Source organism: Parafrankia sp. EAN1pec (assembly GCF_000018005.1).
Taxonomy (GTDB): domain Bacteria; phylum Actinomycetota; class Actinomycetes; order Frankiales; family Frankiaceae; genus Parafrankia; species Parafrankia soli.
The window spans coordinates 1495780-1521591 of sequence record NC_009921.1; the positions used below are offsets into that span (position 1 = coordinate 1495780).

Consider the following 25812-nt stretch of genomic DNA (forward strand, 5'->3'; position numbering starts at 1 on the left):
ATCGTCGCCCAACGGGCGGCGGAGCCGTGCCCGGTGGGTGTGCTCCGGTGGGGGCGCGGTGGTGCGTTCGCGCCGGCAGGTCCACCCGCCTCCGGCCGGGGTCGCGTCTCGCGTAACGTGAGCGCCATGCCGGACGCGGTGCTGCGCCTCGACAAGGTCACGGTCAGGCGCGACGGGGTTGACCTGTTGCGGGACGTGAGCTGGGTGGTGAACCAGGGCGAGCGCTGGGTGGTGCTCGGGCCGAACGGCGCGGGCAAGACCACCCTGCTGCAGATCGCCTCCTCCCGCCTGTTCCCCACCGCCGGCGCGGTCGATCTTCTCGGCGCGCGCCTGGGCCGGGTGAACCTGCATGACCTGCGTTACCGGGTCGGCGTCGTCAGTCCGGTGCTCACCGACGCGCCGCCGCCCGGCGAGCGGGTCCTCGACGCCGTCGTCACCGCCGGCTGGTCCGTGCTGGGCCGCGCCGACGAGGCGTACGACGACGTCGACCTGCGCCGTGCCGCGGACCTGCTCGGCCAGTTCGGCTGCCGGGGCCTGGTCGAGCGCACCTTCGGCACGCTGTCGGAGGGGGAGCGTAAGCGGGTCCAGATCGCCCGGGCGCTGATGACCGACCCCGAGCTCCTGCTGCTGGACGAGCCGGCCGGCGGGTTGGACCTCGGCGCGCGGGAGGCCCTGCTGCGGCTGCTGACCCGGTTCGCAGCCGATCCGGTCGCCCCGGTCACCGTGCTGGTCAGCCATCACGTCGAGGAGATCCCGGTCGGCGTGACGCACGCGCTTCTGCTGCGCCGCGGCCAGGTACTCGCCGCCGGGCCGGTGGCGGAGGTCATGCTCTCCGAACGGCTCTCGGCCTGTTTCGGGATTCCGCTGGAGATAACGTCCTCGGCGGGCCGGTACGCGGCCCGCCTGGCGGCTCCGGCCCCCCGGCCGCGCCCGCCGGCTCCGGCGCCGGCCTGAGCGCTCCACGATGACCGACCCGGCGCTGACCCCGAGCGCTTCAGGGCTGATCTGAACGGTCCGCAGAACTGACCGGAACGGTCCGTGAGACGGGCCTGAGCGCGTTTCGGCGCCGGCACGGGGCGGGCACGGGGCGGGCACGGAGAAAGAACGGCCGCGAGATGCCTGGGCCGGTAGGCGCCCTCGGCAGCGCCGCGATCATCCGCAAAGGCGGTGTCTGGCCCGGCGCATCACGACACAGGTCGACCCGGTGCGACACGGGCGCTCACGCCAGGCCAACCACCACTCCCTCCCCGACCTCAACTCCGCCGTGTCGAAGGAGCAGTTAGGCGCCAGTCAAATCAATAGAAGCTACGCATACCGGACGTCGCGGACGGCTTGGCTGGCATGGCCTGGAGGCACGGACGGGGCGGGTGGGCCGGCGCCCAACGGCGTCGGCGGGTCGGGGCAGCTCGGCGCCCGACGGGCCGACCAGCACCTGCCGCGGCCCGCATATAAACCCGCGCGCTTTACCTGGAACGTGCCGGAGGTCTCAGGACCGCCACCGGATGCCGTGCCGGCGCGCGCCACCGCCGGAGGGCTCGGCGATCGGTGGCGGATCTGCCGGGATCCGCCACGGCGGGATCTCGGCTGCCTGAGGCTCAGCCGCGCCCGCGCCGTCCAGGGTCCCCGGCGGCCGTGTCTGCGGGCCAGTAGCGGCCCTCAGAGCGTCCCTGTGGCCTTTGTGGCGGCTTTCCGAGGTTGTCCCCCGCCGGCACCCCCCGATCGGGGTTGCTTCCGTCCCGGCTGAGTCCACTTCGCGCGGGCGGCCCGGCAGGTTCCGCCGACGACCGGCCGGCCCCGCCCGTCGGGGCCCGGCGGCCCGTTGGGCCCATCTCCCGAGGGTCGCGTCGTTCGGAGACGTATCTCCGAGGGGTTCCCCTGTTCGGCGGCGTATCTCCAGCAGGACTCCACCGCCCGGGAGCCGTGTCTGGCGGGAGTTCCGCGTCTGTCGGGAGCTCTGTGTCTGTCGGGAGTTGTGCCGCCCGGCGCCGGGCGGACACCATCCGTCCGGAGTGCCGTGCTCGGCGGGGCGGAGTTCCCTCTCAGATAGGTGTGATTCCTGGCATAGTTATTTTTCGCGATTCGGTGCGGTGACCTCGTCAAGGCGATCCCGAAGCCACCGGGAGCCGGCAACCCGCGCGCCCAAGACGCGAACACGATCCCCCAGCGCCCGATCCGATGTGACGACCAGAGTCGGTCCCGCCGTGGTGCGTACGGCATCCACGATGGCGTCGTCCCCGCCCGCGGGAGCGTGGATCACCAGGAGTCGTGGGGGTTCGCTGGCCATTCCGGGTAACGGGCCCTTCAGTTCCGACGGCACAAGCGGAGGCTGGCCTTCCGACTGTCCGGTGGATATATCGCCCGTACCGACCGTGGGGGGTACGAACTTCGGTGTGCTCGGGCCGGCCGGTACACCCGCTCGGGCGGCACCCTCCAGAACAAGAAGGACGCGTGACGGCCCATCGGCCCGATCGCGGTGTCCAACGGTCCGGGCGAGCAAGGCGAGAATGTCCCTGTGTAGTCGGTCGGCCGCAGCCGAGCGGTCCCGCCACCACCCGTCCGGTCGTGCGCCAATCACGTTCGCCGCGTCCACCACCCAGGTGAGCCGGTAGTCCGCTCCGGTCGGGTGCATAGCGTCAGGGGCGGAATCCGGCGTACTCACCGGGCGCCGGGGTCGGCTTTGCCAAACACGGCGGTGGGTTCCCGGCGCCGGAGCGCGGCCAAAGTCGCCGCCGGCACGGCTCCTCGTTTGGCTGCCAATCGAACGATCCGCCAGGCGTACGAAGGTGGCCGCTCGTCCGCGTACCGGCGTCTGCGCCCCGAGGTGGGCCGCCGTCGGGTTGGCGGGCGGCGCGGTGGAGTCGTTCGTGGGTCGACGTTTCGAACCGGAAGGTGTGATTCGAAGAACATGATCATCCCTCTATCATGTCGATGTCGATCCGCTCCTTTGGGTGCGGTCGAGACCCCACCACGAGCCCACCAAGACGGAGGGGACTTGCGCCATCGTCGCGGTTGCCTCGCGCGTCCGACGAACCAGGCGTGACAGTTCACCGTCTTCTCGTGGTAATACTAGACCCGTAAGTTTCTGCGGTCCGCTGACCTGAAGGAGAGTGGCATGGCTCAGAAGACCATCGTCTCGTTGATTGACGATCTCAGCGGAGAAGAGGCCGACGAGACGGTCCGGTTCGGACTGGACGGCGCACAGTATGAGATCGACCTGTCGGAGAAGAACGCCACCAAGTTGCGGGAGTCGTTGGCGCCGTTCGTCACCGCTGCCCGCCGTTCCGGTGGCCGGGCGGCCAGTGGCCGTCGCGGGGCGCGGGCCGCTTCGCGGCGTACCGGTGGAACCGACCGCACCGCCGACATTCGCGAGTGGGCGCGCAGCAACGGCTACACGGTGAGTGACCGGGGCCGTATCGCGTCGAACATCGTGGAGGCGTACGACAAGGCTCACTGAGCCGGGTCCCGACTGCTTTCCGGGTCGACGCGCCGAGCGGTTGACCCTGGTACTACCCGAGTACCACCGTGATAGCCGGTGGGTCTCCTCGGGCCGGCGGCCGAAGAAGACGTGATCATCTTATCGCGTCCCGGTTCCTGCCCATCGATCGGCCGATGGGCAGGAACCGGACCACGGATCGCCGATTGCCGGCCGACGACCGTACTACGCTCGGGGGCGGTCAAATGGGCGGCCGGCTGGCTGGATCCTGCGTGGTTTCAGTGCCTGGCGGCCTCGCCGGCCATCCACTTTTCGACATCGTCGGCCGAGCGTGCGAGCGCGGCTGACATGTTCCGACTTCCATCCGGCGTGACCAGGATGTCGTCCTCTATCCGGACGCCGATCCCGCGCAGCTCCGGTGGAACAGTGAGGTCGTCCGGCTGGAAGTACAGCCCTGGTTCGACCGTCAGCACCATCCCGGCCTCCAGCGCGGCGTCGCGGTAGGTCTCGTCGCGCGCCTGCGCGCAGTCGTGCACGTCCAGCCCGAGCATGTGCGACGTGGAGTGCAGTGTGTAGCGCCGGTGCAGGCCGGCCCCGGGTGCTTTCGGGTCCTCGCTGAGCGACTCTTCGACCGTGGCCGGCAGCAATCCCCAGTCGTGCAGCGCCTGCGCGATCACCCGCATCGCGGCCCGGTGCGGATCCAGGAAGGCGGCGCCGGGACGGACCGCGTCTATCCCGGCCTGCTGGGCCCGGTAGACGACCTCGTGAACCTGGCGCTGCAGCGGGCTGAAGCGCCCGCTCACCGGCAGCGTCCGCGTCACATCGGCGGTGTACAGCGAGCGGCCCTCGACCCCCATGTCGAGAAGTGCCAGGTCACCGGGCCGCACTGGGCCGTCGTCGCGCACCCAGTGCAGGGTCGTGGCGTGCGGGCCGCAGGCCACGATGGAGCCGTATCCGACGTCGTTGCCGTCGACGCGGGCCCGTCGCCAGAAGGTTCCCTCCAGCCAGCGCTCCCCGTTGGGGAGCGTCGCCGCGCGGCCGAGCTCGCCCACGCACTCGGTGAAACCGAGCACGGTGGCCGCGACCGCCTCGTCCAGCCGGGCGATCTCGAAGTCGTCCTTGACCAGCCGGAGCTCGGACAGCACCTCGGCCAGCGCGGCGTCCCGGTCGGCGGACGAGCCGGTCGGCGACCACCGGCTCACCGCGCGGTCCACCCGGGCGTCCAGCCCGCGCACGACGCGGGTCCTGGCGGGCGCGAGACGGGCCAGTGCTTCGGGAAGCTCCGGCAGCGGCCGGCATTCGATGTCGAGAGCCGCTGTGGTCTCCCGTACACCGGGCCGGGGGCCCACCCACAGTTCGCCGTAACGGCGGTCCGTGTAGAACGCGGAACTCGATCGGTCGGATCGGTCAGCGAGATAGAGCACGGCGTCATGGTCGCCGGCAGCGGTGGGATGCAGGATCAGGACGGCGTCCGGTTCGTGACATCCGGTGAGCCAGAAGAAGTCACTGCCGGGGCGGAACGGGTAATCGGTGTCGTTCGCCCGGACGTGTAGCCCGCCGCTTGGTATGACAAGCGCTTCGGTGGGGAATCGGGTGGCCAGAAGCGAGCGCCGTTTCGTGGTGTAAGGGGCGCAGTCGTCACGCACCGCGACGATATCATCCACCGGCGCCCAGCCGCTCGCCATGAAACGCCTGAAGGCCGCGTGGGGTTCCTCGTCGTGCTTAGCCTGTCCGGTCCTGCCCGGTTCGTCCGCGGCTTGTTCCTCCGTCGTCGGACTGTCTGCGGCGGTGGGGGGAGTCCCCGGTGCGATGGTTACCCCCGCCGGCTCCTGTGCCCGGGTTGTCCCGATGGTCGGTTCCGGAGATTCCAGATCCGGCTGGATCGATTTCCCCGGTGGTACGGCGGGGGGCACCGGGAGCCCCGGTGTGCCGGTGTCCGGCGAAGATGCGACGCGTTCCACTTCCGCGCCGCCCGAAGCGGGAGTGGTCCGGTGTGCGACGTCGTCGGCCGTACCGCCGGGGGATCGCCCCGCGACCGGGCGTGAAGCTGGTGTTTGGTGGGACTGGGCACTCATGCCGCTAACGGTAGGCCGCTTCCGCCGTGCTCGGGTAGCGTCCTTCGCCGTGGCGACCACGGCCGGCCCGATGGCGGGACTTCTCATCGTCGATCTCACCCGGGTTTTGGCGGGTCCGTTCGCGAGGATGATGTGCGCCGATCTCGATGCCCGGGTCATCAAGGTCGAACGACCGGGCGGCGGGACGACTCCCGTACCTACGGTCCGTTCATGGACGGCCGGTCGCTGTACTTCGCGCGGGTGAACCGTGGCAAGCAATCCGTCGTCCTGGATCTCAAGGACACGACGGACCGTGACCTTCTGTTGCGGATCGTCGACCGGGCCGATGTTCTGGTCGAGAACTTCCGCCCCGGGGTGATGGACCGGCTGGGTCTCGGCGTCGATGCGCTCGCCGCGCGCAATCCCCGCCTCATATACGTCAGCATCTCCGGCTTCGGGCAAACGGGCCCGTGGCGGGAGCGGCCGGCATACGACTCCGTCGTGCAGGCGGCCTCGGGCATGGTGTCGATCACCGGATGCCCGGGCGAGGAGCCCGTCAAACCGGGTGTTCCGATCGCGGACCTGGCCGCCGGTCTCTATGCTTTCGGCGCCATCGGGGCCGCGCTGCAGGGCCGGAGCACCACCGGCCGCGGAACTCATCTCGATATTGCCATGTTCGACGCGACGGTCTCCCTGCTGGAGGGCGTCGCGCTGTCATATCTCGCGACCGGCGTCACTCCGCCACGGATCGGAAACGCCCACTACTCCATCGCCCCCTTTGACACGTTCGCGTGCGCGGGCGGCAGCATCGTGATCTGCGCGGCCAACGACAACCTCTTCGGCCGGCTGTGCGCGGTGGTCGAGAGGCCCGACCTCGCCGCCGACCCGAGGTTCCGCACCAACAGCGACCGGCTCCGGGAACGCGAAGCGTTCAAGACGGAGATCGGGGCGACCCTGCGCCGGCAGGAGCCGGACCACTGGTTGAAGGCACTGCAGGCCGCGGGCGTTCCCTGTGGTCCGATCAATGATGTTCCGGCCGCGTCGACTCCGCGCAGACGAGTGCCCGCCGGATGGTGATCGAGGCCGGCGGCCTCCCGCTGCCAGGTAATCCCATCAGGGCCGCCGGATATCCGGACCCGCTCGAACGTCCCGCGCCCGCCGCCCGCGCCCGCGCCCGCCGCCCGCGCCCGCGCCCGCCGCCCGCGCCCGCGCCCGCCGCCCGCGCCCGCGCCCGCGCTCGACGCGGACGGCGCCGCCGTGCGGGCGGAGTTCACGGGCCCCGCCACCGGCTGACCCGTCCCGCGGCCCGACCGGCCGTCCCGACTGCCGGGCACGGCACGGCGTGGCGTGGCCTTGCCGGCGCGGCGCGGCGCGGCCTGGCCGGCCCGGCTGATCGGCCTGGCCGGCGGGTCGGCCTGCCGCCGCTACCGCCTCCCGCCGGAGCGTGCGAGGCTGGGACAGAACGGGCAGCCCGGTTCCTGATATCGCAGATGGCCCGAAACCAGCGGTGACAGCACCGACCGGACTGCCGGACTACAGGCAACACCGTCGGATGTCGGCAGAGATACCGGTACAACGGAGCAAGCCGGCGGAACACCGGTAGAACAGTGATGGGCCGACGTGGAGGTCCGCGGGTCGCCCAGGCGGCGGCCCCGGGGGCTGGCCGCGGCGGTCCGATGGGTACCGAGTGGTACAGCACCGGCCAACCCGGTGTGAGCGTCGGACGAGATCCCGACCACCGCCCCGCCGTCGCCTCGATGCGGCCGGCGGCGCGGCGGGCAGGCGGTCTGCGGCGTGAACCTGTCGGGACCGCCGGGAACGATGATCCTCGTGCCCGGCGGGTGAGCGAGGGGAACGTGGCCATGACCTGGCCTCCGAACAGTGGCGATCCGGATGGCCGGGACCCGCGCGACCGCCGTCGTCCACCGCCCGGCGCCGGATCCGGCCGCCCCGGGTACCCAGGTCAGGGCCAGGGCCGTCCACCGGTTCCCGGACGCCCGCCGCAGGAGCGCCCGCCGCGGGACAGGCGCGACCGCCCGGTGCAGGGACGTCCGGCGCAGGGCCGCCCGGCGCGGGACCGACCGGCCGCCGGCGAGGAGAACTGGCCGGCGGGAGCCTGGCCGCGCCACGAGCCCCGCTCGGCTCCCGCGCCGATCCCGCCCACCCGCCGGCTGCCTCCGCCGGGCGCCACCGACGGCGGGCGGACCTGGCCCGCCCCGAACGACGGGCCCGGCGGGTACCGCGCGCCGGCCGGCCCGGTGCCCGGGTACGGCGGCCCGCGCGGGCCGTACGACACCCCGGGCGAGGACCTGCCCGCGGAGGAGCCACACCGCCCGGTGAGCGGTGTGCGCCGGACGGTGACCCTGGTGGCCGCCATCGTCTCGGTGGCCGTCCTGGTCGTCGCCACGAGCGGCTGGGCCGTGCTGCGCCACTACGACGGCAAGGTGAACCACATCGAGCTCACGTTCTCCGACTCGGCCGCGCGGCCCTCCGCCGCCGGCGGAGGCACCCAGAACATCCTGCTGGTGGGCTCGGACACCCGCGCGGGCACCGGGGGCGAGTTCGGCCAGACCGAGGGGCAGCGCTCGGACACCACGATCCTCGCCCACCTCGACGCCGACGGCTCGACGACCCTGGTGTCCTTCCCCCGCGACCTGTGGGTGCAGATCCCGGGCTACACCGGCTCCGACGGCACCCAGCACGACGCGCAGAAGTCCAAGCTCAACGCGGCGTTCGCCTACGGCGGGCCGTCCCTGCTGGTCCGGACCATCGAGACGCTCACCAACATCCGGATCGACCACTACCTCGAGATCGACTTCCTGGGCTTCCAGGCGATGACGGACGCGCTCGGCGGCGTCACCGTCTGCGTGAAGGAGCTGACGCCCGAGCTCAAGGCGCAGGGCTTCGACAACCTCAACGACCGGTACTCCGGCTGGCACGGCCAGGTCGGCAACAACACGCTCACCGGTGAGCAGGCGCTGGCCTTCGTCCGGCAGCGTTACGGCCTGCCCGGCAGCGACCTCGACCGCATCCACCGCCAGCAGCAGTTCCTCGGCGCGGTGTTCCGCGAGGTCGCCTCCACCGGGACCCTGCTCAACCCGCGCAAGCTGCTCGACGTCGTGGACGCGGCCACCTCCGCGCTGACCCTGGACGACCACACCTCGCTCACTGATCTGCGCCTGCTCGCCGTCCGGATGCAGGGCATCAGCACCGGTGGGGTCACCTTCGCGACCGTCCCGGCCACGCCGTCACAGGCCGGCGGGCAGTCCGTGCTCCTGGCGAAGACCGACGAGCTGACGACGCTGCTCGCCGGGATCGGCGGCTCCCCGCCGCAGGCCGCCGGGCCCCCCGCGCTCGGCCCCGCCGGCTCGCCGTCCGGCTTGACGGCGGCCTCGGCGGCCTCGGCGGCCTCCGTGGGTGCTACGGCCGCGTCCGGTGCCGTGCCGGCGTCCGGTACCGGCCACGGTTCGGTGGTCACCGCGGACCTGCGCGCCACCGGAGGGCGGCCCGCGGGCGGCGCGGTGACCCTGGCCCAGGCCACCCCCGAGCCGTCCGGCGGGGTGGGCTGCACCTACTGACGCGGGGAGCCGAACCCTGTCGCGGACGACCCGGGCCCTGCTGTGGGGGACCGGGCCGTGCCGCGGGGGCTGAGTCCTAACGTGGGGGAGTCGAGCCCGGCCGGCCTGGCCGGGCCTTGGCGTGCCGCGGGACGCGGCGCTGGCGCGGGGGGCGCTCGTCGATCGCCGCGTTCAGCTCGGCGCCGAGCAGCACGGCCAGCGCCGTGATGTAGAAGAACAGCAGCGCGGCGACGGGCGCGCCGAGCGAGCCGTATACCAGCTCGTTGCTGAAGACCAGCTCCAGGTACATCCGCAGCAGGTAGCTGCCCACCAGCCACAGGAAGAGCGCGAGCGCCGCTCCGGGTAGTGCCCGGCGCCAGGACCGCCGCACGGGCAGCGCCAGGTGGTAGAGCGTCGTCAGCATCGCCAGCGACACCACCCCGACCACCGGCCAGAAAAGAATCTTCAGCAGGTCGTCGACCACCGGGTGGCGGCCGGAGTTGAGCATGTCCGACAGCAGGCCGGGCCCGAGGACGAGCGCGGGCAGCAGCAGGACGCCCGTCGCCACCTGGGCCAGGAACAGCCCGAGCGCGAGCAGGCGGCTGCGGACCGCCGAGCGGAGCTCCCGCTGGCCGTAGGCGATCGTGATGGTGTTCACGAAGGTCGCCATCGCCGTGGAGCCCGTCCACAGCGACAGCACGAAACCGATGGAGATGACGTCCGGGCGGCCGCGGGAGAGGATCTCGTCGATCGTCGGCCGGACGGTGTCGTCGACCACCGACGCCGTCAGCAGGTTGTCGGCGCCGTCCAGGATGCTCAGGCGGACGTTGTCGAGGGCGTCGCCGCCGAGGAGGTCCCCGATGTAGCCGATCGTGCCCAGCAGCGCCAGGAGCAGCGGGGGCATCGACAGCAGCTGCCAGAAGCCGGCTTCGGCGGCGAGACCGAGAACACGGTGCCGCCAGGCGTTCGCGACGGTCGTCCGCGCCAGGCGCAGGGCCCCCCAGGGGACCCATGACCTTGGTTGCAGCAGCCGGCGGGCGAGATCACGCACCGCCGCGCCGCGGTCGGGCCCACCGGCACCCATGCATGCCCGTAACCAGCGCAGCGCCAACAACGCCCGCCGGGACGGGTCCCGCATGCCGGTGCGGGTCGGACCAGGTCCACCCGCTGGGGGGGCCATGGCCGGCACCGCGTCGTTCCCAGTGGTGGACACGCGCCCCACCGTATGACTATCGCCCGGCGGTTCCGGTGAGGGTGTGCTTGCGCCGGATGATGGTCGTCGTACCGGCCCGGTGGCCACGACACCGGGCCGGTGACGAGTCGAGGGCATGCCATGTGATCATGGCATGCCCTCGGGAGTCAGTCGTGTCAGGAGACGCTCAGCTTGTCGGTCTCGTCGTGGTACTCGACTGCGACCGAGCGGAGCTTGGAGTCGTGAGACTTCGCGTGATGGCGGCAGAAGAGCAGATCTCCGCCCCCAGGCAGAACGACCCGGACGTAGGCCTGGGCGCCACACCTGTCGCAACGGTCGAGGTTGGTCAGCGTCGGCATCGTGGTAGTCCCTGTCACACCTTCTCCAACTGTGTTGAGCGGCCAGACGTTCCGCCTGGCCATGTGACGGTTTACTCACAGCCGGCTCTCTCGGCGTCGTTGCATCCAGAGCGGCCTCCGCCCCCGGTGCCTCCTCGTGGCGGACCGGTGACGAATCTCGGGTTCGACCCCCTCCTAGGGCCGGCGGGCGCCGAACACGATGTCGTCCCATGCTGGCACCGACTTGCGTCCGCGTCGACCGCCTGCGGGACGTTCGCCGCTACGACCTGCCGCCGGCTGCCGTCCGCGGTTGCCCGCGGCGGCCGGCTGGGCGGCCCGTGCGGCCTGCTGGGCCGCCTCTGTGGCGGCCTCTGTGGCGGCTTCGGAGGCGGTGTCGCCGACCGTGGCGGCAGTGGTGGTCTCCGCCGTGGTCTCGAACTCGCTGTCGGCCGCGGTGGACGGCTCGGCGGGGTGCTCCGCCGCGGTGGAGCCGGGGCGCGCGGGGCGACCCGCCGGGCCGTCCACGGCCCGGCCCGCTGCCGGCCGGCGCGGTGCTCCGCCGCGCCCCGGGGCAGCGGCGCCTCGGCCGCCACCAGCCGGAGCCGCCGAGGCCGCAGTGCCGCCGTCCAGGTCCTCAGCGGCTGCCGCGAGCGCCCCGAGTGAACGGGCACCGCCAGCGGTGCGGGCGACAGCTGGCCGGCGGGCGGCGGCGGCCGCCGGACGGCGCGGCACCCGCTCCACCGGCGTCGTGGGTTCCCGCGCCGGCTCCGCGGCCGCAGGCGGCACGATCGCGGCCGGTCGGAGCACCGGCTGCCCTGTCGGCGCGGGAGCCGCGGGCCGCCCGGCCCCGCCGGGCGCCGCCTCGCTCACCGACCGGTCGCCGCCGTCCTCGGTGTCCTCATCGTCGTCTTCGTCGTCCTCGTCCAGACCGGCGGCGTGCGCGGCCTGAACGGTCTCGTCCGGGTCGGCCGAGCCGCCCGGGGTGTCCTGGGCGTCCTCGCTCGGGATGCCGGGCTCGGCCGATTCCGGCGCCGGGGCGAGGGCCGCCTCGGCCACCGCGACCAGGTCTGTCTTGGTGGACTCCATGTCAGCCGCGCCGGCGTGGCCGAACTCCGCCTCGTTGGCCGCCGCCGCGTCGACGGCGGTGGCGGTCACCTCGGAGTACTCGGTATCCGGGTTCGGCAGCCACCTCGGCTCGGCCGCCGGTGTCGGCGGCGGAACGGCCCGCTCCCGGGAGCCGAACCGGCTCGGGGGCGTGGTGCGCCGGCCTCCCGCGCCGCTGTGCCGCCCGGACAGGCCTGGGGCCCCGCCCTGGGCCGCCGGCCACGCACCGGGCATGCTGCGCCGCGCGGCGCCGGCCGTACGGCTCGCGGCGGGGGCGGCCACCGGGCCCTGGTACTCGTCCGGACCAGCCTGGTCCGGCGAGGTGCCGTGGCCGCCGGCTCCCTGCCCCGTGTTCGCCCGCGTCGCGGCGTCCTGGCCGGCGGCTTCCTGGGCGGAGCCTCCATAGCCGGAGGCTTCGTAACTGGTGTTCTCGTAGCCGGGGGTCGCGTAGTCGGGCGCCCCGTGGTCAGGAGTGGTGTGGTCCGTGGCGTAGTCGTCGCCGGCCCGCTCGGCCGGGCGGCGGTCCGGAGACTCGCCCGCGGGCCCCTGGGCCGGCGACGGCCCGTACCCCGGCGCAGCCGCGCTGGGGAGGTAGCCCGTCCCGTTGACGGCCGCCGGAGCGGGGAAGGCCGAGGGGGGAGCCGTCGAGGGCTGCGTTCCCGGAAGCTGCTGGCCGGGTCCACCGGCCGCGGACTGCGTCGGGTAGGCCGCCGCCGCGCCCTGGTCGTGCACCAGGGTCAGCGCCGGGCCGGCGGCGCGCACGGGCGGCTGCGCCGGCTGCGGGGCGGGCGGCTCCGCTGATTCGGGGGCGACCAGCGCCCGGGCCGCGTCGTCGTGCGGGCGCACCCGGCGCACCACCGGGTCCCACGTCCACCGGGCGCACCTGCTGTCCGAGGTGAGCTGGACCAGCCAGATCCCGTCCACCCGGCGCCAGGCGTCCCACTGGGCGGTGTCCGGGTCGTCCTGCACGCTGAGCAGCCGTGCGTCGACCACCTCGCCGAGGGGACGGCCGGGCACCCCGCCCGGATCCTTGGGCAGCAGCGCGGCGCGCGCCTCCTGGACCACCCGGGCGCGTTCGGCCAGCACCGGCCCCTCGTAGCGCTCGACCCGCTCCACCGGGATGCCCGCGGCCCGCGCGACGTCGGCGGCGGTCTCACCGGCCCGAAGTCGGGCCTGGATCTCACGGGGGGTCAGCGCGCTTTCCGCGCGTACTTCACTACGTCGGGCTCCGCGCAGCGCCGCGCGCAGCCGATCGTCCACCGCGACGCGGAACTGTTCCGCGTCCGCGCGCCCGGCGGCGTCGGCGAGCACGAGATAACCGCCGTCCTCGCTGAGTGCGACCGCCCGCAGCTCGCGCATGGCGCCTTCTCCTCCCGTCGATCTCCTGCCGTGCGCCCGGCCCGGCACGGTGTCCGTGCCGGGCCGGGCGCACGGCGGCCGAGCGTGCGGGGTGCCCTGTCGGACACCCCGAGGGCGCACCGGCGCACGAGTGCGCGCGAAACCGCCTCGCCGCCATGCGTCCCGGTAGATGACAGCCTGCCATCGATGGCGCCGGACGGTCGCATTGCGGCGGGCGACACGCACAGTCTGACCCTCGCTGAGGGTTCTGAACACGTCGGGGGCCCGTCCCGGGCCCGGGTGTGACGCATCACCGCCCCGGCGCCCACCCGGCCGGGCGGCATGATCGTGCCCACCCGCCGGGCGCCGGGGCCGGCGCTCAGGGGCGACGGCCGCCGGGCGGCCGGGTCGCCGGCCCGCGCCGGCGCGCCGGGCGCGGTGCGGGCCGGGCGCGGGTCTGGTCACCGCCGGCGTACAGCGCCGCCCCGACGACGCCCGCCTCGTTCTGGAGCTGGGCGGGCACCACCTTCGTGCGCAGTTCGAGGTGGTCGAAGAACTTCTCCGCCTTCCGGCTGGCGCCGCCGCCGATGATGATCAGATCCGGCCACAACAGGGCCTCGAGGGTGCTCAGGTAGCGGTTGACCCGCTTGGCCCACTTCTCCCAGGAGAGATCCTCACGCTCCCGGACGGCCTCGGACGCCCGCGTCTCCGCGTCGTGGCCTTGGATCTCCAGGTGCCCCAGCTCGGTGTTCGGTACGAGCTGGCCGTGCAGGAACAGCGCCGTCCCGATCCCGGTGCCGAACGTCGTCATGACGACGAGGCCGGAGGTGTCACGGCCGGCGCCGAACGCCATCTCGGCCACCCCGGCGGCGTCGGCGTCGTTGACGACGGCGACCTCCGAGCCGGCCAGCGCCGGCCCGAGTGCCCCGCCGAGCACCGCGGAGACGTCGGTGTCGATCCAGGCCTCGTCGACGTTCGCGGCGGTGCGGGCGACCCCGGACTTGATCACCGCCGGGAACGTGGCGCCGACCGGGCCCGTCCACTCGAAGTGCGCGACGACCTCCGCGACGGTCCGCGCGACCGACTCCGGGTCCGCGGGCTGCGGCGTCGGGAGCCGGAACCGCGGCGCAGCCAGCGTGCCATCCTCGATGTCGACCGGGGCGCCCTTGATGCCCGTCCCACCGATGTCGACCCCGAAGACCCGCATTGCGCCGTCCTCCCGCATGTGTCGCTGTACGTCGCTCTCCTGGCGGCGGCGCGGCCTCCCGGCGGGAGCCCGCGACCTCCGGTACCTCCGGCGGAGGCGAGGGAATCGGTGAGGCCCGGCGCGGCGGGCGCTGAGCGGTCGTGCCCCGGACCCCGGGTGCCGCGTCGTGCCGAGCCGTGCCTGGCCTGGTTGTGCCTGTCGTAGTTTCGCAGGCCCGCCCGACGCCGTGGCGGCGGCGGGCGCTTTCGGTGGTGAGCCCGGTCTCCGGCGGACGTCCATGCCGCTCCAGGCGGGGCCGGAGATCGCCCGGGGTGGGCCGGACAACGCGTGTGTCCTGTTCTGAGGGCACCTACTCTGATGAGATGCGGTTGACCGATTCCCACGGGCGGGTCGCCACCGACCTTCGGGTGTCGCTGACCGACCGGTGCAACCTCCGCTGCAGCTACTGCATGCCCGCCGAGGGGCTCGACTGGCTGCCGAATCCGCTGCTCCTCACCGACGACGAGATCCTGCGGCTGGTCACGATCGCGGTGGCCCGGCTGGGCGTCACCGAGATCCGGCTGACCGGCGGCGAGCCCACGCTGCGTCCGGGGCTGGTGCGCCTGGTCGAGCGGATGGCGGCGCTCTCGCCCCGGCCCGAGCTCTCGCTCACCACCAACGGCCTGCGCCTGGCCGGCCTGGCCGGCCCGCTCGCCGCCGCCGGCCTGGACCGCGTCAACGTCTCTCTGGACACGCTTCGCCCGGAGCGCTTCGCCCGGATCACCCGCCGGAACCGGCTCGACGACGTCCTGGCCGGCCTCGCCGCCGCGGCCGACGCCGGGCTGATCCCGGTGAAGGTGAACGCGGTGCTCCTCCGTGGCCTGAACGACGACGAGGCCGCGCCGCTGCTGCGCTGGTGCCTCGCGCGCGGCTACGAGCTGCGCTTCATCGAACAGATGCCGCTGGACGCCCAGCACGGCTGGCGCCGCACCGAGATGATCACGGCCGGCGAGATCCTGACCCGGCTGGAGGCGGAGTTCGTCCTGACCGCGTTGCCGGGGCGGGGGAGCGCACCCGCCGAGCTGTTCGCCGTCGACGGGGGGCCGGGCACCGTCGGGGTGATCGGCTCGGTGTCCGCGCCGTTCTGCGCGGCCTGCGACCGGGTCCGGCTCACCGCGGACGGGCAGGTCCGCAACTGCCTGTTCGCCCGGGACGAATCCGACCTGCGCGGCCCGATGCGGTCCGGCGCCACCGACGACGACCTCGCCGACCGCTGGGTCCGCGCGGTGTGGGGGAAACACGCCGGCCACGGCATCGACGCGCCGGGCTTCCACCAGCCAGCCCGGCCGATGTCGGCGATCGGCGGGTGACACCACTCTCGCCGTCGCCGTCGCCGTCGGGGGAGCTGGGCGATCCGTGGGACGCGCTGGTCCTCGCCGGCGGCCACTCCCGGCGGCTCGGCGGCCAGGACAAGGCCAGCGCTGTTGTCGGTGGCCTGCGACTGCTGGACAGGGTGCTCGCCGCCGTCGGCGCGGCCGAGCGGATCGTCATCGTCGGGCCGCCGCGCCCGGCCCGGCCCGGTTCCCGGTCGGTCCGCTGGACCCGCGAGGACCCGCCGGGCGGCGGGCCGGTCGCCGCCATCGCCGCCGGGCTGCGGCTCGTCGAGGCCCCGCTGGTAGCGGTACTCGCGGTCGACCTGCCCTTCATCGGCGCCGCGGAGCTCGCCGACCTTCTCGGATCGCTGCGCGGCGAGCCACCGGGTCACCGTGACGCCGACGTGGCGGTGCTGGCCGATCCGGCGGGCCGGCCGCAGTACCTTGCGGCGGCCTGGCGCACCGCCGCGCTGCGCGCCGCCCTGCCGGCAGACCCGGCGGGCCGCTCGGTGCGCTCGCTGCTGGCCGGGCGGGATGTGCGGACTGTCACCGCCACCGCCGACGCCTGCCTTGACTGCGACGACCCGGCGTCGCTGGTGGCGGCCCGGGCCCGGGCGGTCCCCGGACCGCACGGCTCGGGCACGATGCCCTGATGACAGACGACAACGAGGCGGGCGGGCCCTCGGCGGCCGAGCGCCCCGCAAGCACTGGTGCGGCGGGCGCACCCGGGGCGGCCGGTGGCGAGGCTCAGCGCCTCGGCGATGTTCTGGACGAGTGGGTGAGCCGGGCGAGCACCGCGCTCGGCCTGGAAACCGGTTCCGTGGACGCCACGCTCATCCTCGACCTCGCCCGGGACGTCGCCCACGGCGTCGCGCGCCCCGCCGCCCCGCTGACGGGGTTCCTGGTCGGGCTGGCCGCCGGCCGCCGCGGCGGCAGCGCCGCCGACGTCCGAGCCGCCGCGGACACGGTGCTGGCCCTCCTACCCGAGCACGACTCCGAGCGCGACGGCTAGTGCACGACGGCTAGTGCATGCGGACGGGGCCGGTCTCGTCCAGGTAGCCGCGCATGTCGATGGCCATCGTGTGGACGTCCTCGGCGTCTGGTTCGGGGACGTCCTCGGCGTCGTCGCGGGGGTAGCCGAAGGTGAGGCGCGGCAGCATCTGGGTGGGGGCGTCGACGAGCCCGGACGCGGCCTCGATCAGCCCGGACTCCCAGTCGAGCTCGCGGCCGCTCAGCGGGCCGGAGGGCAGGTTCCGCGCGGCCGGTGACGTCGTGACGATCACGTAGTCCAGCACGCCGAGGGCGGCGATGACGACGAGGGCCGGCAGCGCCGCGAGTGGGCGCCACACCGTCAGGCCAACCATCACGAACACGGCCACCACGGTCAGGCCGCCGACGATGTGCCTGCGCACCGGGGGTAGCGCTGGAACCTTGCGGCCGCGCCGGTAATGCGCCATGCACCACAGTGTGCCCCCGTCGCCGGAACTGTCCAGGCGGTGGGGTGTTGTGAACCGTCCGACTGGCGGCAGGCAGAGACGCGACGCAGGGTGGAACCCGACGTCGGAAGCGAACCGGGGGAGCCGGTCGTGACAGCGGAGGGTACCCGCAATGCCTCTTTCCGGTGAAGGCTCTTCGATGGTGCGCCGGAATGAGTCACACTTACCGTGGAAAATGAGAGATCCATGGCCCGACCCGCCGGTCAACGGTGTATCCAGGGCCCGGTGTCGCACCATGGGATCGACCTCGCGAGGCTGGAGGATCGCCGTGGAGGTTCCAAGTCGTGGCCGCTGGCCGCGACCGCTGCCACGACCCCGGCCGAGGCCGAGGCCGAGGTCAGCCCCGGTACTGGCCGTCGCCGCGGTGGTGGCGCTGCTCGTCCTGATCTCCGGGTGCGGGGCGTCCAGTTACGACTATGTGACGAACAAAGATGACGGCGCGTTCCTGAAGGTGCCTGCGGCCTGGACGTATCAGGAGATGCCCGGGCCGGCCCTGTTCGGCATCGACGCCCGCAATGTGAGCCCCGAGATGTTGCGCGGCCTGATGTCACGCGAGTGGGTCGTCGGGCTGGATGCCGCCGAGAAGTTCGACGAGACCAGTCTGTTCGTTCCCGACGCGCCGCTACCGAAGGGCTTCGTCCAGGTTCGGCATCTTCTTCCGGAGGAGGCCAATGCGGTCTCCACGAACGACCTGCGCAACTTCGTGGTCACCGTCGACGACGCGGTCGCGGCGCAGGAGGAGGCCGTCCGCCAGGACCCGTACGGCGCGCGCCTCGCGCCCAGCTTCCTGCTCCTGGCCGACGAGAAGGTGGCGCAGGACAGCGGCGTCCACGGCGTGCACCTGATCTACCAGGTCGCCACCGCGGCCGGGCTGGTCACCATCGACCAGACCAGCCTGCTGGACCAGAACCAGACCGTGCTCTACCAGCTCGTCCTGGCCTGTTCAGCGCTCTGCTACGCCCAGCACGGGGGGCAGATCGGCGAGGTCACGGGCTCGTTCACCATCAAGCCGACGGACCGAGGGCAGTAGGCATGAGCGCAACCGACCGGGCGACCAGTTCGGGTTCCTCCGCGCCCGCGGGGGAGACCACCGCGGGCGACGCCGCTTCCGACTCCTCGACCGCGCCGCGCCGACGTCCCGCGGCGCTGTGGGACAGAACCAAGTTCCTGTTCCTGCTCGGCGCGCTCTTCGCCTTCGTGGTCGCGGCGGACGTCTCCGGCAACCCGCTGATGACCTGGGGCGACGCGTTCCGCATCCAGTCGCGGTCGAGCTGGTGGATCCTGGCCCTGCTCGGGCTCGAGGTGGTCCACCAGATCCACATCTTCCTCGGCGAGCGGTCGTCGCGGTACTACGTGTTCTGGACGGACAAGGTGTTCGGCCGCGCCGAGCGCCGGCTGCTGCGCCTCAACGACTGGAACCGGTACCGGGCCAGCCGGGCGCTGAAGGTCGTGGCCGCGTTCGCGCTGTTCCTGTTCGTCTACGCGCGCATCGTCGACCAGTCCATCTTCGAGGCGACGGTCGGCCTGCCCGGCGCGGCGTGGAAGGCCATCCCGCTCGTCCTGCAGATGGTGCTGCTGCTGGTGGTCGTCGTCGGGCAGTTCGTCGCCATCTTCTGGTTCCTCTCCAAGGGCGGCGTCGAGGTCTACTTCCCCGAGGACATCAAGACCCGCTTCGCCGACGTCTGGGGCCAGGACCACGTCGTCAGCCGGGTCCAGGAGAACGTCTTCTACCTGGAGCGCCCCGAGGAGATCGAGGACAGGGGCGGTTACGTCCCCGGCGGCATTTTGCTGTGGGGCCCGCCCGGCACGGGCAAGACGCTGATCGCCGAGGCGGTGGCCGGCGAGACGGGCAAGCCCTACGTCTTCGTCGACCCGGGCGCCTTCTCGGCGATGTTCATGGGCGTCGGCATCATGAAGGTGAAGTCGCTGTTCCGCAAGCTGCGCAAGCTGTCACTGCGCTACGGCGGCGTGATCGTCTTCTTCGACGAGGCCGACACGCTCGGCAACCGTGGTCAGCTCGCCGGTGGCTTCAGTGGCGGCGGCAAGCTCGGCGCGGGAGCGGCGGCCTTCTCCACCGGGCACAACCCGTTCGGCGTGCCGGTGGGCGCGGAGTCCGTGGACGCCTGCAACGGCTTCTCCTACCTGGACTCGTTCGCCCGGGCCCAGATCGCCCGCGACCACGCCCAGCGCGAGAACTTCGTCGTGGGCGGGGGGATGGGCGGGTCCGGTGCCGACGGGACCCTGCAGGCCCTGCTCACCGAGATGTCCGGCCTGAAGAAGCCCCGCGGATTCCTCAACCGGGTCGTCCGGCGGACCCTCGGCATGCGTCCGAAGCCGCCGCCGAAGTACCGCATCCTGGTGATGATGGCGACGAACATGCCCCAGTCGCTGGACGAGGCGCTGCTGCGGCCCGGGCGCATCGACCGCATCTACAAGGTCGGCTACCCCAGCAAGGAGGGCCGGATCCGGACCTTCGAGGGCTACCTGGCCAAGGTGCGCCACGAGCTGACCCCGGACCAGGTCGAGCGCCTCGCCATCATGAGCCCGGAGGCCACCGGTGCCACGATCAAGGACACGGTGAACGAGGCGCTGGTGCAGGCCGTCAAGGACGGCCGCGAGATCATCACCTGGCAGGACATGCTGCGGGCCCGGGTGGTCAAGGAGTACGGCCTCGCCGACGACCACGAGCACATCGCCCGCGAGCGGCACAGCATCGCGCTGCACGAGGCCTGCCACGCCGTCGTCGCCTACCGCACCCAGCGCGGACGGGTCATCGACCTGGCGACCATCGAGCGGCGTGGCGGAGTCGGCGGGTTCGTCGCGCACGTCGCGGTCGAGGACCGCATGTTCATGTGGAAGTCGGAGATCGAGGTCCAGGTGATGGTCTCCCTCGCCTCGCTCGCCGGCGAGCGGATGTTCTTCGACGGCGACAACACCGTGGGTGTCGGTGGTGACCTGCGCAGCGCCACCCTGCTGGTGTCGAGCAACATCTCCTCGGCCGCGATGGGCGAGACGCTCGCGTCCCGGCTGAGCATGATCGAGCACCAGATGGGCCAGGCGTCCATCGACTCGGACCGGCCCTTCGGTGAGCAGGTCGAGGCCAAGTTGCGGGAGATCTACGCCCGCACCGAGACCGTCCTGTCCGCGAACCGGCGCGAGGTGCTGTCCCTCACCCATGCGCTGGAGACCCACAAGACGATCACCGGCGAGGACGTCGAGGCCATCATGGAGGGGACGGTCGGCCCGACGGTCGACGGCCGCCGCTACATGGAACCGGGGTTCATGGCCGTGGCGGAGGACTACCACCGCTCGGCGGTCCAGGCACACCGCGGGATGCACCACGACGATCTCCGGGAACTTCCCGAACTCGGCCGGGCAGCCGCCCGCGGGGCGCCCCCCGTGCCACGGGCACTCCCGGAGGGCCCCTCCACCGCCAACTGATTCGATGCGACGGCGGCCGACATACCGATTGCCCCGAGTCGGGTGTCAGACGTCCTGTAGGGCCGGTCCGTGTTTCGGTGTCGGTGCGGCAGCGGCGTTCGCGGCGCTCAGCACCGCCTCCACCGGGTTGCCGAGCGCGGTGTCGGTCGCCGTGGCGGCCGCCGGGTCGCTGGCGGTGGCGGGTGTTGGGTCGCCGGCTGGCGCGGCCGGTGGCCGGGAGATGGCCGCAGCCGCCGGGACCGCCTGGGTGCGCGCGGCCCGGCTGCGCAGGGACGCCGCCGCGAAGGCGGATCCGGCCAACGCCGCCGCGCCGGCCATCGCCAGGCCGGCCCGCGCACCGAACGTCTCGGACACCCAGCCCGCGATCGGGCCGCCGACCGGGGTCGAGCCGAGGAACGCCACCGACCACAGGGCCATCACCCGGCCACGCATCTCCGGTGCCGCGGAGAGCTGCACGGTCGCGTTGCCGGTGGAGATGAACGCGACGCTCGCCGCGCCGACCACCACGAGCGCGGCGACCTCCAGCGCCAGCACCGGGGCCGCGGCTGCCACCAGGGTGACCACGCCGAACACCCCGGAGGTGACCGCCAGAGCCGGGACCCCCACCCGCCGGTGCCGGGCGACGACCAGGCCACCGGCCACGGCCCCCGCACCCATCGCGCCGGTGAGAAGGCTGTACGTCGCGGCCGACCCGCCAAAGGTCTCACGTGCCACGAGCGGCAGCACGACCTGGAACTCGTAGGACAACGCTCCGATCACGGCCATCATGAGCAGCGGGATACGCAGGCTCGGCGTCCGCATCGCGTAGGCGAGCCCGGAGCGCACCTGCCCCGGTGCCCGCGGCACGGGATGCCGGCGCACCAGCGCCGCGGTGTCGATCCGCTGGAGCGCGATGACCACGGCGACGAACGAGGCGCCGTTCAGCAGGAAACAGCCGCTGGTGCCGACCAGGCTGATGAGGATGCCGGCGATGCCGGGCCCGACGACCCGGGCCGCGTTCATGGTCACCGAGTTCAGCGTGACGGCGTTGGGCAGGAACTCCGATCCCACCATCTCCTGGACGAAGCTCTGCCGCGCCGGGTTGTCCACCGCGCTGGTCATCCCGATCGCCGCGGCGACGGCGGCGACCATCCACAGGCGTGCCGTGCCCGTCAGGTCCAGGATGCCGAGCAGGACGGCGAGGGAACCGAGAATGATCTGAGTGGTGATCAGGAGCCTGCGGGTGTTCGAGCGGTCGGCGATCAGCCCGCCGTAGGCGCCGAACAGCAGCACGGGCAGGAACTGGGCCGCGGTGACGAGCCCGAGTTCGGTGCCGGACGCGCCGAGTGACAGCACCAGCCAGCCCAGGGCGATCATCTGCATCCAGGTCCCGCACAGCGAGACCACCTGACCGCCGAGGAAGAGGCGGAAGTTCGGTACCTGGAGGGCGGCGAAGGTGCCAGTGGACGACGGCACCCGGGTGCCTGCCTCCTCCGCGCTTCCTGCGCTCGTCCTCGACGTGACCTGGTCCGAACGACTCATGCGGTGCACCTCCGAGGTTCACAACACACCCCGGCCGATATTTATTTCGCGCAGCTAAGTATTTCGCGCGGGCGGGCGGGAACGAGGGTGGAGCCGGGTGGCTCGGGGTCGCGGATCGGTCACGTGTCCGGACCGCGGCTTGGTGGCTGGGTGATGATGCCCTAGCATTCGAACATGTGTTCGACAATCTCGGTGTGGCCGGGTGGGCAGGCGCTGCCCGCAGGCGGGGCAGGGGCCGCCGGTAGGGCAGGCCCTGTCGGCAGGGCCTGCGAGGTGGCGGGCGCGTGGGGTGGCGCCGCACACGGGGCGTCCAGTGAGTGGAGTGCGGGTGTCGGACAGGAGGCCGGCCGTGAAGGATCTCGACGCGCAGGTGGCCCGGCTGGCGGCCGTGGGTCCCGGCGAGGTGCCGGACGCCGAGCTCGCCCTGCTGGTGACGGACGTGCGCCGGCTCGTCGACGCCACCGACGGGCGGGTCTGAGCCCCCTGGGTCGTGACGGGCCCACTCGCCGGGCGGGTCCGGTGGGCCGCGACGGCGTCCGGTGGCGAGGCCCGGGAGCACGGGCCGGAGGGCGACAGCCCCGAGATGAGACGTGGCGGCCGGGGGAGTCCAGGGACTCGCCCGGCCGCCACGTCTCGAAGACCAGCGCCGTCGAGGGCCGGAGCCGTCGAGGGCCAGCGCCCCGGCCGGCGGGCCGGGTGGAGCGGGAGGAACTACAGAGGGATGTTGCCGTGAACGTTCTTGTCCACCCGGGCCGCGGCGACCGCGTCGGCGAGCGCGGCCGCGACCGCCCCGCGGGTCGTCGCGGGTGTGACGACCGCGTCCACCACGCCCAGCTCCACCGCGCGGTCGATCCCGCCGACGGTGCGGACGTGCTCCTCGGCCAGCTCGGCCATCACGTCCGGGCGGCGCTGGGCGGGCACCTCGGCCAGCTGCCGGCGGTGCAGGATGCCGACCGCGGCCTCCGCCCCCATGACCGCGAGCTGCGCGGTAGGCCACGCGTAGACCGCGGTCGCGCCCAGGCAGCGGGCGTTCATCGCGATGTACGCGCCGCCGTAGGCCTTGCGGGTGACGACGGTGACCCGGGGCACGGTGCACTCGGAGAAGGCGTAGAGCAGTTTCGCGCCGCGCCGGACCACACCCTCCCACTCCTGGCCCACGCCGGGCAGGTAGCCGGGGACGTCGACGAGCACCACGAGCGGGATCCCGAACGAGTCGCACATCCGCACGAACCGCGAGGCCTTCTCCGCCGAGAGCGCGTCGAGGCAGCCACCGCGGCGCAGCGGGTTGTTCGCCACCACGCCGACCGTCCGCCCGCCGAGGCGGCCGAGGGCCGTGACGATGTTGCGCGCCCACTTGGGGTGCAGCTCGACGACCTCGTCGTCGAGCAGGCCGGCGACGAGCGGCCGCACGTCGTAGGCGCGGCGGGGGTTCTCCGGCAGCAGATCGCCGAGCTCACGCTCGGCGACGTGGCCGATGGAGCCCTGGTCGGCCAGCAGCGCGGTGATCGCGCGGGTCCGGTCGAACGCGGCGTCGTCGGTGTCGCAGGCGAGGTGGACGACTCCGCTGCGGGTCGAGTGGACCTCGGGGCCGCCGAGGCTGTCGGCCGTGCACTCCTCGCCGGTCACCGAGCGGACGACGTCCGGGCCGGTGACGAAGACCTTCGCGTCGGGCCCGGTGATGACCAGGTCGGTGAGCGCCGGGCCGTAGGCGGCGCCGCCGGCCGCGGCCCCGAGGACCAGCGAGATCTGTGGCACCCGTCCCGAGGCGCGGACCGTCGCCGCGAACACCCGGCCGACGCCGTCGAGCGAGGCCACACCCTCCTGCAGGCGGGCGCCCCCGGAGTGCCAGATACCGATCACGGGGCAGCTCATCCGGACGGCCGACTCGATCGCGTGCACGATGCGCGCGCAGCCGTCCCGGCCCATCGCGCCGCCCTGGACCGTGGGGTCGGTGGCGAAGGCGACGACCTCGTTGCCGTCGACGAGGCCCTGGCCGGCCACGACACCCGAACCGTCGGCGGAGGCGAACAGCGAGAGCGTGTCCGGGTCGAAGAAGCGGCTCAGCCGCGAGACGGGAGTTCGGGAATCGGTGCGGTCGATGGTGGACAGACTCACCGTAGGTCTCCTTGGTTGAGCGGTATCAGCCTGCTCCTGCGCAGATGGCGGCCCCGGTGCGGCCACCGTGAGGTGTTTCCTGGCCGGGGCTTGGATCCCGGCGAACCGTCCCGGCGCCCCCGGGCGTGCCGCCGCCGTGGCGGGCGGCACGGTCTTCCCTCGGGGCGCCGGGCGTGCGTCCTACACCGTGAACGCGAGACAGACGTCGTGCCCACCGAACCCGAACGAGTTCGACAGGCCCGCGCCGGTGCCGAGCTCCCGGTTGTCGATGCTCACGACATCCAGGGCGATCTCGTCGTCGAGCGCGTCGAGATTGCGCGTCGCGGGGACGACGCGCTCGCGCAGCGAGAGCAGCGTGACCACGGCCTCCAGCGCGCCGGCCGCCCCGAGCAGGTGGCCGGTCATCGACTTGGTCGAGGTCACCGCGATCGAGTCGAGCGCGGAGCCCAGCGCCAGCCGAAGCGCGATCGACTCGGCGACGTCTCCGGTCGGGGTCGACGTCGCGTGCGCGTTGACGTGGATGACGTCCTCGGGCTCCAGGGAGGCCGAGCGCAGCGCCGCCCGGATCGCCCGGGCCGCGCCGGCACCGGTCGGATCCGTCGCGGCCACGTGGTAGGCGTCCGAGCTGATGCCGGCGCCGGCGAGGGTCCCGAGGACCCGCGCGCCGCGTGCCTGCGCGTGCTCCGCCGCCTCCACCACGATGACCGCCGCGCCCTCGCCGAGCAGGAAGCCGTCCCGGGCCTTGTCGAACGGTCGCGAGGCGGCCTCGGGAGCGTCGTTACGCCGGGAGAGCGCCTGCATCTGCGCGAACCCGGCGATCGGCAGGGCGGCGATCGCCGCCTCCGTGCCGCCGGCGATCACGATGTCCGCCCGGCCGGCGCGGATGATGTCCAGCGCCAGCGCGATCGCCTCCGAGCCGGACGCACACGCGCTGACCGGCGCGTGCACACCGGCCTTGGCGCCGAACGCCAGGCCGACCGTGCTCGCCGGGCCGTTCGGCATCAGCATCGGCACGACGTGCGGGGACACCCGCCGAGCCCCACGCTCCCGCAGCACGTCGTGCTGGTTGAGCAGGGTCAGCACCCCGCCGATCCCGGACGCCACGCAGACGGCGAGGCGCTCGGAGTCGACTTCCGGGGAGCCCGCGTGGGCCCACGCCTCCCGCGCGGCGACCAGCGCCATCTGCTGGCTGCGGTCGAGGGTTCTGGCCTCGACGCGGCCCAGCGGTGGCTCGACGGCGAGCGGGGCGGCGATGTGGACGGGGAGCTGTTCGACCCAGTCCTCAGTCAGGCGACGCGCGCCGGAGCGGCCGGAGAGCAGCCCCTCCCACGTGGACGGCACGTCGCCGCCGAGGGGAGTGGTAGCCCCGAGGCCGGTGACGACGACCTGCCTGGGGGTCGGGGTCACGCGGCGACACCCGCCCGCTGGATGTACGAGACGGCGTCGCCGACGGTCTTGAGGGTCTTGACGTCCTCGTCCGGGATCTTCACGCCGAACTTCTCCTCGGCCGCGACGACGACCTCGACCATGGAGAGCGAGTCGACGTCCAGGTCGTCGATGAAGGTCTTGTCCGCGGTGACGTCGGCCGGGTCCACACCGGCGACTTCCTCGAGGATCGCGGCGAGGCCGGCGAGGATATCGGTTTGCGACATGGCTTTCCTCCT

Annotated in this window: 21 protein-coding genes; 11 read left to right on the forward strand and 10 right to left on the reverse strand. The window is 73.1% G+C overall.

Annotated features, from left to right (window positions below):
• Window positions 1–126 precede the first annotated feature (126 nt).
• Together FRANEAN1_RS06125 and FRANEAN1_RS06130 are read left to right on the forward strand one after the other, a co-directional pair.
• Window positions 127–954, forward strand: a complete 828-nt coding sequence (locus FRANEAN1_RS06125) for an ABC transporter ATP-binding protein (RefSeq protein WP_041253739.1) — start codon at window positions 127–129, stop codon at window positions 952–954.
• A 2158-nt stretch (window positions 955–3112) separates the two neighbouring features.
• Window positions 3113–3454: an Lsr2 family protein gene (locus FRANEAN1_RS06130; RefSeq protein WP_006542630.1), complete on the forward strand. Its 342-nt coding sequence runs from the start codon at window positions 3113–3115 to the stop codon at window positions 3452–3454.
• 257 nt (window positions 3455–3711) lie between these two features.
• Here FRANEAN1_RS06130 and FRANEAN1_RS06135 read toward each other — a convergent pair whose 3' ends face one another.
• Window positions 3712–5118, reverse strand: coding sequence for an aminopeptidase P family protein (locus FRANEAN1_RS06135; protein ID WP_041253740.1), 1407 nt, complete (start codon window positions 5116–5118; stop codon window positions 3712–3714).
• A 460-nt stretch (window positions 5119–5578) separates the two neighbouring features.
• Between FRANEAN1_RS06135 and FRANEAN1_RS42020 the strand changes: the two genes are divergently transcribed.
• The 3 genes from FRANEAN1_RS42020 to FRANEAN1_RS06145 all read left to right on the forward strand — a co-directional run bounded on the left by FRANEAN1_RS42020 (window position 5579) and on the right by FRANEAN1_RS06145 (window position 9065).
• Window positions 5579–5752, forward strand: coding sequence for a CoA transferase (locus FRANEAN1_RS42020; RefSeq protein WP_347177203.1), 174 nt, complete (start codon window positions 5579–5581; stop codon window positions 5750–5752).
• On the forward strand, window positions 5719–6564 hold the full coding sequence (locus FRANEAN1_RS06140) for a CoA transferase (protein ID WP_198145461.1): 846 nt from the start codon (window positions 5719–5721) through the stop codon (window positions 6562–6564). The genes FRANEAN1_RS42020 and FRANEAN1_RS06140 overlap by 34 nt, the downstream gene beginning before the upstream one ends.
• Before the next feature lie 962 nt (window positions 6565–7526).
• Entirely contained in the window at window positions 7527–9065 is a 1539-nt protein-coding gene (locus FRANEAN1_RS06145) for an LCP family protein (protein ID WP_020458876.1), read from the forward strand.
• A 76-nt stretch (window positions 9066–9141) separates the two neighbouring features.
• Here FRANEAN1_RS06145 and FRANEAN1_RS06150 read toward each other — a convergent pair whose 3' ends face one another.
• The 4 genes from FRANEAN1_RS06150 to ppgK all read right to left on the reverse strand — a co-directional run bounded on the left by FRANEAN1_RS06150 (window position 9142) and on the right by ppgK (window position 14223).
• Window positions 9142–10257, reverse strand: coding sequence for a YihY/virulence factor BrkB family protein (locus FRANEAN1_RS06150; RefSeq protein WP_347176995.1), 1116 nt, complete (start codon window positions 10255–10257; stop codon window positions 9142–9144).
• 155 nt (window positions 10258–10412) lie between these two features.
• The gene (locus tag FRANEAN1_RS06155; protein ID WP_020458878.1) at window positions 10413–10613 is read right to left on the reverse strand and encodes a hypothetical protein; all 201 of its coding nucleotides are present in this window, start codon (window positions 10611–10613) and stop codon (window positions 10413–10415) included.
• Window positions 10614–10769: 156 nt separating this feature from the next.
• Window positions 10770–13037, reverse strand: coding sequence for a septation protein SepH (sepH, locus tag FRANEAN1_RS06160; protein WP_020458879.1), 2268 nt, complete (start codon window positions 13035–13037; stop codon window positions 10770–10772).
• 358 nt (window positions 13038–13395) lie between these two features.
• Window positions 13396–14223 (reverse strand): polyphosphate--glucose phosphotransferase, encoded by an 828-nt coding sequence (gene ppgK / locus FRANEAN1_RS06165; protein WP_041253742.1) that lies wholly within the window; start codon window positions 14221–14223, stop codon window positions 13396–13398.
• 362 nt (window positions 14224–14585) lie between these two features.
• Between ppgK and moaA the strand changes: the two genes are divergently transcribed.
• From moaA to FRANEAN1_RS06180, 3 genes are read left to right on the forward strand one after another with little or no spacing between them, the layout of a single operon-like run.
• A complete protein-coding gene (moaA, locus tag FRANEAN1_RS06170) occupies window positions 14586–15572 on the forward strand; it encodes a GTP 3',8-cyclase MoaA (RefSeq protein ID WP_020458881.1) in 987 nt (328 codons plus the stop codon).
• A complete protein-coding gene (locus FRANEAN1_RS06175; protein ID WP_020458882.1) occupies window positions 15569–16228 on the forward strand; it encodes a molybdenum cofactor guanylyltransferase in 660 nt (219 codons plus the stop codon). The genes moaA and FRANEAN1_RS06175 overlap by 4 nt, the downstream gene beginning before the upstream one ends.
• The gene (locus tag FRANEAN1_RS06180) at window positions 16228–16587 is read left to right on the forward strand and encodes a DUF6457 domain-containing protein (RefSeq protein WP_020458883.1); all 360 of its coding nucleotides are present in this window, start codon (window positions 16228–16230) and stop codon (window positions 16585–16587) included. The genes FRANEAN1_RS06175 and FRANEAN1_RS06180 overlap by 1 nt, the downstream gene beginning before the upstream one ends.
• A gap of 10 nt (window positions 16588–16597) precedes the next feature.
• On the opposite strand, the gene FRANEAN1_RS06185 is transcribed toward FRANEAN1_RS06180, so the two are convergent.
• Window positions 16598–16987, reverse strand: a complete 390-nt coding sequence (locus tag FRANEAN1_RS06185) for a hypothetical protein (RefSeq protein WP_347176996.1) — start codon at window positions 16985–16987, stop codon at window positions 16598–16600.
• Between the two features lie 448 nt (window positions 16988–17435).
• On the opposite strand from FRANEAN1_RS06185, the gene FRANEAN1_RS06190 reads away from it, so the two are divergent.
• Both FRANEAN1_RS06190 and FRANEAN1_RS06195 read left to right on the forward strand, forming a co-directional pair.
• The gene (locus tag FRANEAN1_RS06190; protein ID WP_085950109.1) at window positions 17436–18101 is read left to right on the forward strand and encodes a hypothetical protein; all 666 of its coding nucleotides are present in this window, start codon (window positions 17436–17438) and stop codon (window positions 18099–18101) included.
• A gap of 2 nt (window positions 18102–18103) precedes the next feature.
• Window positions 18104–20512 carry an AAA family ATPase gene (locus tag FRANEAN1_RS06195; protein ID WP_020458886.1) on the forward strand — a complete coding sequence of 803 codons (2409 nt, stop codon included), beginning with the start codon at window positions 18104–18106 and terminating at the stop codon, window positions 20510–20512.
• 45 nt (window positions 20513–20557) lie between these two features.
• On the opposite strand, the gene FRANEAN1_RS06200 is transcribed toward FRANEAN1_RS06195, so the two are convergent.
• Entirely contained in the window at window positions 20558–22033 is a 1476-nt protein-coding gene (locus FRANEAN1_RS06200) for an MFS transporter (RefSeq protein ID WP_020458887.1), read from the reverse strand.
• Window positions 22034–22382: 349 nt separating this feature from the next.
• Here FRANEAN1_RS06200 and FRANEAN1_RS43060 point away from each other — a divergent pair, with 349 nt between their 5' ends.
• Complete coding sequence (locus FRANEAN1_RS43060) at window positions 22383–22511, forward strand: hypothetical protein (protein WP_347176997.1); 129 nt, start codon at window positions 22383–22385, stop codon at window positions 22509–22511.
• Between the two features lie 233 nt (window positions 22512–22744).
• Here FRANEAN1_RS43060 and FRANEAN1_RS06205 read toward each other — a convergent pair whose 3' ends face one another.
• The 3 genes from FRANEAN1_RS06205 to FRANEAN1_RS06215 form a co-directional block, all read right to left on the reverse strand.
• Window positions 22745–24148 carry a carboxyl transferase domain-containing protein gene (locus FRANEAN1_RS06205; RefSeq protein WP_041253743.1) on the reverse strand — a complete coding sequence of 468 codons (1404 nt, stop codon included), beginning with the start codon at window positions 24146–24148 and terminating at the stop codon, window positions 22745–22747.
• 180 nt (window positions 24149–24328) lie between these two features.
• Window positions 24329–25555 (reverse strand): beta-ketoacyl-ACP synthase II, encoded by a 1227-nt coding sequence (locus FRANEAN1_RS06210; protein WP_020458890.1) that lies wholly within the window; start codon window positions 25553–25555, stop codon window positions 24329–24331.
• Entirely contained in the window at window positions 25552–25800 is a 249-nt protein-coding gene (locus tag FRANEAN1_RS06215) for an acyl carrier protein (RefSeq protein WP_020458891.1), read from the reverse strand. Before FRANEAN1_RS06215 ends, FRANEAN1_RS06210 begins: the two co-directional genes overlap by 4 nt.
• Between the last annotated feature and the right edge of the window lie 12 nt (window positions 25801–25812).

Coding starts and splice junctions, on each gene's coding strand:
- FRANEAN1_RS06125 (WP_041253739.1), top strand. CDS start 127: ATGCCGGACGCGGTGCTGCGCCTCGACAAGGTCACGGTCAGGCGCGAC.
- FRANEAN1_RS06130 (WP_006542630.1), top strand. CDS start 3,113: ATGGCTCAGAAGACCATCGTCTCGTTGATTGACGATCTCAGCGGAGAA.
- FRANEAN1_RS06135 (WP_041253740.1), bottom strand. CDS start 5,118: ATGGCGAGCGGCTGGGCGCCGGTGGATGATATCGTCGCGGTGCGTGAC.
- FRANEAN1_RS42020 (WP_347177203.1), top strand. CDS start 5,579: ATGGCGGGACTTCTCATCGTCGATCTCACCCGGGTTTTGGCGGGTCCG.
- FRANEAN1_RS06140 (WP_198145461.1), top strand. CDS start 5,719: ATGGACGGCCGGTCGCTGTACTTCGCGCGGGTGAACCGTGGCAAGCAA.
- sepH (WP_020458879.1), bottom strand. CDS start 13,037: ATGCGCGAGCTGCGGGCGGTCGCACTCAGCGAGGACGGCGGTTATCTC.
- ppgK (WP_041253742.1), bottom strand. CDS start 14,223: ATGCGGGTCTTCGGGGTCGACATCGGTGGGACGGGCATCAAGGGCGCC.
- moaA (WP_020458881.1), top strand. CDS start 14,586: ATGCGGTTGACCGATTCCCACGGGCGGGTCGCCACCGACCTTCGGGTG.
- FRANEAN1_RS06180 (WP_020458883.1), top strand. CDS start 16,228: ATGACAGACGACAACGAGGCGGGCGGGCCCTCGGCGGCCGAGCGCCCC.
- FRANEAN1_RS06195 (WP_020458886.1), top strand. CDS start 18,104: ATGAGCGCAACCGACCGGGCGACCAGTTCGGGTTCCTCCGCGCCCGCG.
- FRANEAN1_RS06200 (WP_020458887.1), bottom strand. CDS start 22,033: ATGAGTCGTTCGGACCAGGTCACGTCGAGGACGAGCGCAGGAAGCGCG.
- FRANEAN1_RS06215 (WP_020458891.1), bottom strand. CDS start 25,800: ATGTCGCAAACCGATATCCTCGCCGGCCTCGCCGCGATCCTCGAGGAA.